6 protein-coding genes are annotated in these 7526 nt (G+C 72.7%); 5 read left to right on the top strand and 1 reads right to left on the bottom strand.

Translation table 11 applies throughout. The annotated features are described in order from the left end of the window. The 3 genes from V7E45_RS36870 to V7E45_RS36880 form a co-directional block, all read left to right on the top strand. Positions 1 to 827, top strand: an 827-nt coding sequence (locus tag V7E45_RS36870; RefSeq protein ID WP_333778646.1) for an ECF transporter S component, incomplete at its 5' end; no start/stop codon positions are given. Between the two features lie 333 nt (positions 828 to 1160). Then, entirely contained in the window at positions 1161 to 1574 is a 414-nt protein-coding gene (locus V7E45_RS36875) for a transglycosylase SLT domain-containing protein (RefSeq protein ID WP_333778647.1), read from the top strand. 516 nt (positions 1575 to 2090) lie between these two features. Beyond that, positions 2091 to 2768 (top strand): YoaK family protein, encoded by a 678-nt coding sequence (locus V7E45_RS36880; protein WP_333778648.1) that lies wholly within the window; start codon positions 2091 to 2093, stop codon positions 2766 to 2768. Positions 2769 to 2894: 126 nt separating this feature from the next. On the opposite strand, the gene V7E45_RS36885 is transcribed toward V7E45_RS36880, so the two are convergent. Then, positions 2895 to 4130 carry a cytochrome P450 gene (locus tag V7E45_RS36885; protein ID WP_333778649.1) on the bottom strand — a complete coding sequence of 412 codons (1236 nt, stop codon included), beginning with the start codon at positions 4128 to 4130 and terminating at the stop codon, positions 2895 to 2897. A gap of 270 nt (positions 4131 to 4400) precedes the next feature. Here V7E45_RS36885 and V7E45_RS36890 point away from each other — a divergent pair, with 270 nt between their 5' ends. Next, positions 4401 to 5570: a steroid 3-ketoacyl-CoA thiolase gene (locus tag V7E45_RS36890; RefSeq protein ID WP_333778650.1), complete on the top strand. Its 1170-nt coding sequence runs from the start codon at positions 4401 to 4403 to the stop codon at positions 5568 to 5570. A gap of 332 nt (positions 5571 to 5902) precedes the next feature. After that, positions 5903 to 7225 (top strand): glycine betaine/L-proline transporter ProP, encoded by a 1323-nt coding sequence (proP, locus tag V7E45_RS36895; protein WP_333778651.1) that lies wholly within the window; start codon positions 5903 to 5905, stop codon positions 7223 to 7225. Positions 7226 to 7526: the final 301 nt, after the last annotated feature.

Consider the following 7526-nt stretch of genomic DNA (forward strand, 5'->3'; position numbering starts at 1 on the left):
CCACCCGCGCCCCGCGCGCCGTACGCGCCGTACCCCTCGGCCCCCGCTCCCTGGCCGCTCTCGGGCTGGTCAGCGCGGTCGGTGTGGTGGCCTTCTGCTGGCCCTTCCTCGCTCCGCCCAGTTCGCGGCTCAGCGCGCACGCCGAGGACGCGCCCTGGCTGTTCGCGGGGCTGCTGGTGCTGCTGGTCGCGGTCGTGGCGGCGACGATCTCCGAGTCCGGTCTCGGTCCGAAGGCCGTGGCGATGCTGGGTGTGCTGGCCGCGACCGGAGCGGCGCTGCGGCCGGTCGGCGCGGGCACCGCCGGGATCGAGCCCATGTTCTTCCTCATGGTGCTCAGCGGACGGGTGCTCGGTCCCGGCTTCGGGTTCGTGCTCGGCTCGGTCACGATGTTCGCGTCCGCGCTGCTCACCGGTGGGGTCGGGCCGTGGATGCCGTTCCAGATGCTGGCCATGGGCTGGTTCACCATGGGCGCCGGGCTGCTGCCCGGCCGGTCCCGGCTGCGCGGCCGCGGGGAACTGCTGCTGCTGGCCGGCTACGGCTTCGTCGCGGCCTTCGCCTACGGCACGGTCATGAACCTGGCCGGCTGGCCGTTCATGGGGGCCCTCACCTCGAACATCGCCTTCGACCCGCACGCGGCGGTCCCGGCCAACCTGGCCCGGTTCGCCGCGTACTGCCTGGCCACCTCCATGGGCTGGGACCTGGGCCGTGCGGTCTGCACGGTCCTGCTGACCCTGCTCGTCGGGCCGGCGCTGCTGCGCGCCCTGCGCCGGGCCACCCGGCGGGCCGCTTTCGAGACCGCGGTCACATTCGACGCACCCGGACCGTGAGGGTTCGCTCGCGGACCGTGAGGCGGCCGGTGAAGCGCCCCACATGACGCAGGTCACCTACGACCTGGGGCCGTAGGGGGAAATGTCCGATAAGGCCTCCCGCGCACCCCTTCCGACCTGCGCTTTGAGAGCCACGCCACACGGACGACCTTTGCCGCAGATCCGGCCACAACTAGTAAAAGGGGTCATTGCGGGCGCGGCTCGGGCCTGTTTGTCTGGACGACGTCGCCAGGCGCCACGAGCCCGAACGGGTCAGGGCGCCGACGTATGCGGCCGCCACGTCAGGTGGTCCGGATGCGGGCGATCCCCCGTCCCCGACGCAAGAGGTTCTCCGTGTCCGTCTCCTTCGTCCGCCGCATCGCTTCCCCGAAGAAGGCCCTCACCGCCGCCGCCCTGGCCGCCGCCACCGCCGGCATGGCGCTGACCGCGGCGCCCGCCCAGGCCGCGCCCTCCACGGCCTCCTCCGCTCAGACGATCGCGCACAAGATGATCCCGGACGCCGCGCAGTTCAACGCGTTCAGCAAGATCGTGGCGCACGAGAGCGGCTGGAACCCCTCCGCCACCAACAGCTCCTCCGGCGCCTACGGCCTGGTCCAGGCCCTGCCGGGCTCGAAGATGTCCTCGGCCGGTTCCGACTGGAAGACCAACCCGGCCACCCAGATCAAGTGGGGCCTGGACTACATGAACTCCCGCTACGGCAGCCCGGCCAAGGCCTGGTCCTTCTGGCAGGCCAACGGCTGGTACTGAGCCGGCCGGCAGCAGCACCCCTCGGGCCGCGGACGGCCCACCCCCCTTGCACGACCCAGCCCCAGGCCGCCCCGCTGTGGACGCAGCGCGCGACGCCGGCCGGGGCCGCCCGGTACGACCCACGGTCGACGGGCCCCGCACTCAGCACCCGCACCCTCGCCCCGCACCCGGCGAGGGTGCGCGCGCATGTCCGGACGGCTGCGAGCGGCACGGCGGCCGGAGCCGGGCCGCGAGCCGTGGCGGCCCCGGCGAGTGTGATCACCACCGCCACCGCCACCGCCACCGCCACCGCAGCCGTCACCACCACCGCCACACGCAGCCGTCACCACCACCGCAGCAGCCACCGCGACCGCCCCGCGCATCCGCCGACCGGGCTGCTTTTCCCCCGAGGCGGGCGTGTCCTCTGCCAGGTCCGGATCGCCGCGGACGCAGGCTTCGCCGGGGCATCCGAACGTCCCCCGCGTGCGCGGCGGTGATCTCCTCACCGTCCCGCGCGTCCGGCAGACCGGAGGAACGATGACGACACCGACGGCCGGTGCGGAGGGGCGCGGGGTGCGGCTGACGGCCGTGCTGCTGGTGCTGACGGTGGTCAGCGGCCTGATCGACGCGGTGAGCTACCTGGGCCTCGGCCGGGTCTTCACCGCCAACATGACCGGCAACGTGGTGGTCCTGGGGTTCGCCGCCGCCGGGGCGCCCGGATTCTCGGTCCCGGGCACCGCCACCTCACTGGTCTGCTTCCTGCTCGGCGCGGTGGCGGGCGGCCGGGCGGCGGCGCGGTACGGGCGGGGGTCGCGCCGCAGGTGGGCGCGGCTGATCCTGGCGGCGGAGGCGCTGCTGGTCGGCGTGGCGGCGGCGGTGGGCTTCGGCCGACCGGGCACCACGGGCACCCGTTACGCCCTGATCGCGCTCACCGCCTTCGCGATGGGCCTGCGCAACGCCACGGTGCGCAGGCTGGGCGTCCCGGACCTGACGACCACGGTGCTGACGATGACTCTGACGGGCCTGGCCGCCGACTCCCGCCTCGGTGACGGCACCGGCCGGCGTTCCCCGCGCCGCACGGCGTCGGTGGTCGCGATGGTCGTGGGCGCCGCGCTCGGCGCCTGGCTGGTCCTCCACCACGGTCTCGGCGTCCCGCTGCTGATCGCGGCGGCGGCCGCGGGGGTGCTGGCCGTGGTGGCCTCGGGCCGCGAGTGAACGGCGACGGGCTCGGGAGCCGGGGGGCTCGGGGGAGGCAGGAACAGGGCATAGGGACGGGTTGTTCCTGCCTCCCTCGTGGTGGGCCGGCGGCGCCGGGAGCCGTCGGCCCCGATCCGGGGGGGCTCAGCCCGTGGTGACCCGGAGTTCCTTTACCCCGTTGATCCAGGCCGAGCGCAGCCGGCGCGGGTCGCCGACCAGGCGCAGGGACGGCATGGCGTCCGCGAGGGCGTTGAAGATCAGGTCGATCTCCAGGACCGCGAGGGACTTGCCGAGGCAGTAGTGGGGGCCGCCACCGCCGAAGCCGAGGTGCGGGTTGGGGTCGCGGGTGATGTCGAAGGCGCCGGGCGAGGCGAAGACCTCGGGGTCGTGGTTGGCGGAGGCGTAGAACAGGCCGACCCGGTCGCCCTTCCCGATCCGGGCCCCGCCGAGTTCGGTGTCCTGGGTGGCGGTGCGCTGGAAGGCGTTGACCGGGGTCGCCCAGCGGACTATCTCCTCGGCGGTGGTCGCCGGTCGCTCGCGCTTGAAGAGGTCCCACTGGCCGGGGTGGGTGAGGAAGGCGTGCATGCCGTGGGTGATGGCGTTGCGGGTGGTCTCGTTGCCGGCCACCGCCAGCATCAGCACGAAGAAGCCGAACTCGTCGGAGTTCAGGTTGCCTTCGTCCTCCGCGGCCACCAGGGTCGTGACGATGTCGTGGGCGGGGCACCGCTTGCGTTCGGCGGCCATGTTCATGGCGTAGGCGATGATCTCGGCGGCCGACTGCGCGCCGACCTCCTCGGTGATGGCGTACTCGGGGTCGTCGTAGGCGATCATCCTGTTGGACCAGTCGAAGATCTTCGACCGGTCCTCCTGGGGGACGCCGATCAGTTCGGCGATGGCCTGGAGGGGCAGTTCGCAGGCGACCTCGGTGACGAAGTCGAAGGGTCCCGAGCGGGCGCGGGCGGCCGCGACGATCGCCTCGGCGCGTGAGCGCAGGCGGTCCTCCAGGGCCCGGATGGAACGTGGCGTGAAGCCGCGCTGCACGATCTGGCGGACCCGGGTGTGTTCGGGCGGGTCCATGTTCAGCAGGATCAGCCGCTGGGCGTCGATCGCGTCCCGCCGGATGTGCTCGTTGAAGCGGATGATCGCGGTGTTGAGGGTCGAGGAGAAGATCTCCGGGTGGGTGGAGACGTACTTGACGTCCGCGTGCCGGGTCACGGCCCAGTAGCCCCCGTCCGCGAAACCCGCCAGGCCCTGGGGCTGCGGGATCCAGCGGACCGGTTCGGCGCGACGCAGCTCGGCGAACTCCGGGAGGGGCACGCGTTGGTGCAGCAGGTCGGGGTCGGTGAAGTCGAACCCGTCGGGCAGCGCGGGGCAGTGCATCGGCGGCTCCCGTCGTCCGTTCTGACGGCCCATCAGGTATACGGCTGCCGTGAAGGTAGTAACGGGTTCTACAAGTCGCAAGACGTGCGTCGGCCTCAATTTCGCGGGTCGTTCGCGCGGCTCCCGACTTCGGGGGCTGCACGACCCTTGCGGCGACGGACACCATGTCAGCAGACTGCGACCAGAACTAGTACGCGTTCTAGTTCTGCGTGGCGGGCGGGCCGGGACGCTCCCGCGCCGCGCGGGCGACCGAGGAGAGGACGCACCCCCATGGCCGCGGAACCCGTGATCGTCGAAGCCGTACGCACCCCGATCGGCAAGCGCGGCGGCGCGCTCGCCAATCTGCACCCCGCCTACCTGCTGGGCGAGACCTACCGTGAACTCCTCGGCCGCACCGGCATCCCCGCCGACGCGGTCGAGCAGATCGTCGGCGGCACGGTGACCCACGCCGGCGAGCAGTCCATGAACCCGGCGCGCACGGCCTGGCTGACCATGGGACTGCCGTACGAGACGGCGGCGACGACCGTCGACTGCCAGTGCGGCTCCTCGCAGCAGGCCGCGCACATGGTGGCCAACATGGTCGCCGCCGGTGTGATCGACGTCGGCATCAGCTGCGGGGTCGAGGCGATGTCCCGGGTGCCGCTGGGCTCGGGCTCCAAGCACGGGCCGGGCAAGCCGTTCCCGGACGAGTGGAACGTGGACCTGCCCAACCAGTTCGAGGCGGCCGAGCGGATCGCCCGGCACCGCGGCCTGACCCGCGCGGACGTGGACGCGCTCGGTCTGCTCTCGCAGGAGCGGGCGGCGCGGGCCTGGGCGGAGGAGCGCTTCAAGCGGGAGACCTTCGCCGTGCAGGTGCCCACCACGGAGGAGGAGCAGCACGCCGGGCAGGGCATGTGGCGGCTGGTGGACCGGGACGAGGGGCTGCGCGACACATCGCCGGAGGCGCTGGCGGGGCTGAAGCCGGTGATGCCGACCGCCGTCCACACCGCTGGGAACTCCTCGCAGATCTCGGACGGCGCCGCGGCCGTCATGTGGGCGTCCAAGCGCATGGCGCGCGCCCTGAAGCTCAGGCCGCGCGCCCGGATCGTCGCCCAGGCGCTGGTCGGCGCCGATCCGCACTTCCATCTCGACGGCCCCATCGACGCCACCCACGCCGTACTGGGCAAGGCCGGCATGACCCTGCGGGACATCGACCTGGTCGAGATCAACGAGGCGTTCGCCTCCGTGGTGCTGAGCTGGGCCCGGGTGTTCGAGCAGGACCTGGAGAAGGTCAACGTCAACGGCGGCGCGATCGCGCTCGGCCATCCGGTCGGCGCGACCGGCGCCCGCCTCATCACCACCGCCCTTCATGAGCTGGAACGCGCCGACAAGGAGTTCGCGCTGATCACGATGTGCGCGGGCGGCGGGCTCGCGACCGGGACGATCATCCAGCGGATGTAGGAACCGGCCGGCCCCCGGCGCCCGGCCGGGGGCCGGATCACCCCCCAGGCGTCCGAAATGTCCGCTTGGTGACGCGACAAGGATCACAACGCAGGGGCGTCATTCCTGGTCGGGAGCGGGCAGACGTACCTGCGTACGCACCCTTTAGCTGCACTATGCATCTACTCGCGTACGGGACGTAAGGGCCCCAAGGCGCCCTATCGTCGTTTTTCGGCCCGTCGCACGCCACCGCCGCCGTCCGGGTCGCGCCCCGTCCCCGTCGAAAGGTAGGCGAGCCCGTTTTGGCGACCGTCACAGCCGTCACCCCCTCCCTGGAGATCCCCAGGGCCCGCATGGCGTCCGACGTCACCGTCACCGACCCCGCCCTCGTCAAGCGCGCCGTGAAGGCGGCCGCGCTCGGCAACGCGATGGAGTGGTTCGACTTCGGTGTCTACAGCTACATCGCGGTCACCCTGGGCAAGGTCTTCTTCCCCTCCGGCAACCCGACCGCGCAGCTGCTCTCCACCTTCGGCGCCTTCGCCGCGGCCTTCCTGGTCCGCCCGCTCGGCGGCATGGTCTTCGGCCCGCTGGGCGACCGCGTGGGACGCCAGAAGGTCCTCGCCGTCACCATGATCATGATGGCGGCCGGCACCTTCGCGATCGGCCTGATCCCGTCGTACGCGACGATCGGCGTCGGAGCGCCGCTGCTCCTGCTGGCCGCCCGCCTGGTGCAGGGCTTCTCCACCGGCGGCGAGTACGCGGGCGCCTCGACGTTCATCGCCGAGTACGCGCCGGACCGCAGGCGCGGCTTCTTCGGCAGCTGGCTGGAGTTCGGCACGCTGGCCGGCTACATCGGCGGCGCGGGCCTGGTCACCCTGATGACCGCCCTGCTGTCCACGCACGACCTGCTCTCCTGGGGCTGGCGGATCCCGTTCCTGATCGCGGGCCCGATGGGCATCATCGGCCTCTACCTGCGGATGCGCCTCGAGGAGACCCCGGCCTTCGCCGCCGAGGTCGAGAAGGCGGAGGCCGCCCGGCCGAAGGTGCCGCTGCGCGAGATGGTCGCGGGCCAGTGGAAGGCGCTGCTGCTGTGCATGGGCCTGGTGCTGGTCTTCAACGTCACCGACTACATGCTGCTGTCGTACATGCCCAGCTACCTCACCAGTGAGCTGAAGTACGACGAGACCCACGGGCTGCTGGTCGTGCTCGCCGTGATGGCGCTGATGATGATCGTCCAGCCGTTCGCGGGCGCCCTGACCGACCGCGTCGGCCGCCGCCCGGTGATCGCCGTCGGCTGTGCGGGCTTCCTGCTGCTGTCCGTCCCGGCCCTGCTGCTGATCCGCCAGGGCAGCCTGCTGGCCGTGGGGCTCGGCATGGGCGCCCTGGGCCTGCTGCTGGTCTGCTTCACCGCCGCCATGCCCGCGGCGCTGCCCGCGCTCTTCCCGACCCGGGTCCGCTACGGCTCCCTGTCGATCGGCTTCAACGTGTCGGTGTCCCTGTTCGGCGGCACCACCCCGCTGGTGGTCACCGCGCTGATCGGCGCGACCGGCAACATGATGATGCCCGCGTACTACATGATGGCCGCCGCGGTCGTGGGCGGCTTCGCGGTCTGGCGGATGACCGAGTCCGCCGGCCGGCCGCTGCCGGGTTCGGCGCCGTCCGTCGAACGCCGCTGAGCCCCGGCGGGAGGCGCGGTCCGGGGGGCCGCGCGGATCCCGCACCCCAGGGACCACACCCGACCGCACCCACCCGGCGGTCCCCCGCCCGGCGCACGTCCGCCGCGCCCGACAACCACGAACCGCGCCACCCGCGACACCCCGGCCCAGCGGACGACCGTCGGCGCCGAGCGCCGCGCCCTGCCGCTGCCGGGCCCTCCGCCGCCCCTCGAACGCCGCTGAGCCCCGGCGGGAGGCGCGGTCCGGGGGGCCGCGCGGTCTCCCGCGCCTCAGGAGCGATACCGACCGCACCCACCCGGCC

Origin of the sequence: Streptomyces sp. IBSBF 3136, from assembly GCF_036815105.1 — a bacterium.
In the GTDB taxonomy this organism is placed as follows: Bacteria; Actinomycetota; Actinomycetes; order Streptomycetales; family Streptomycetaceae; genus Streptomyces.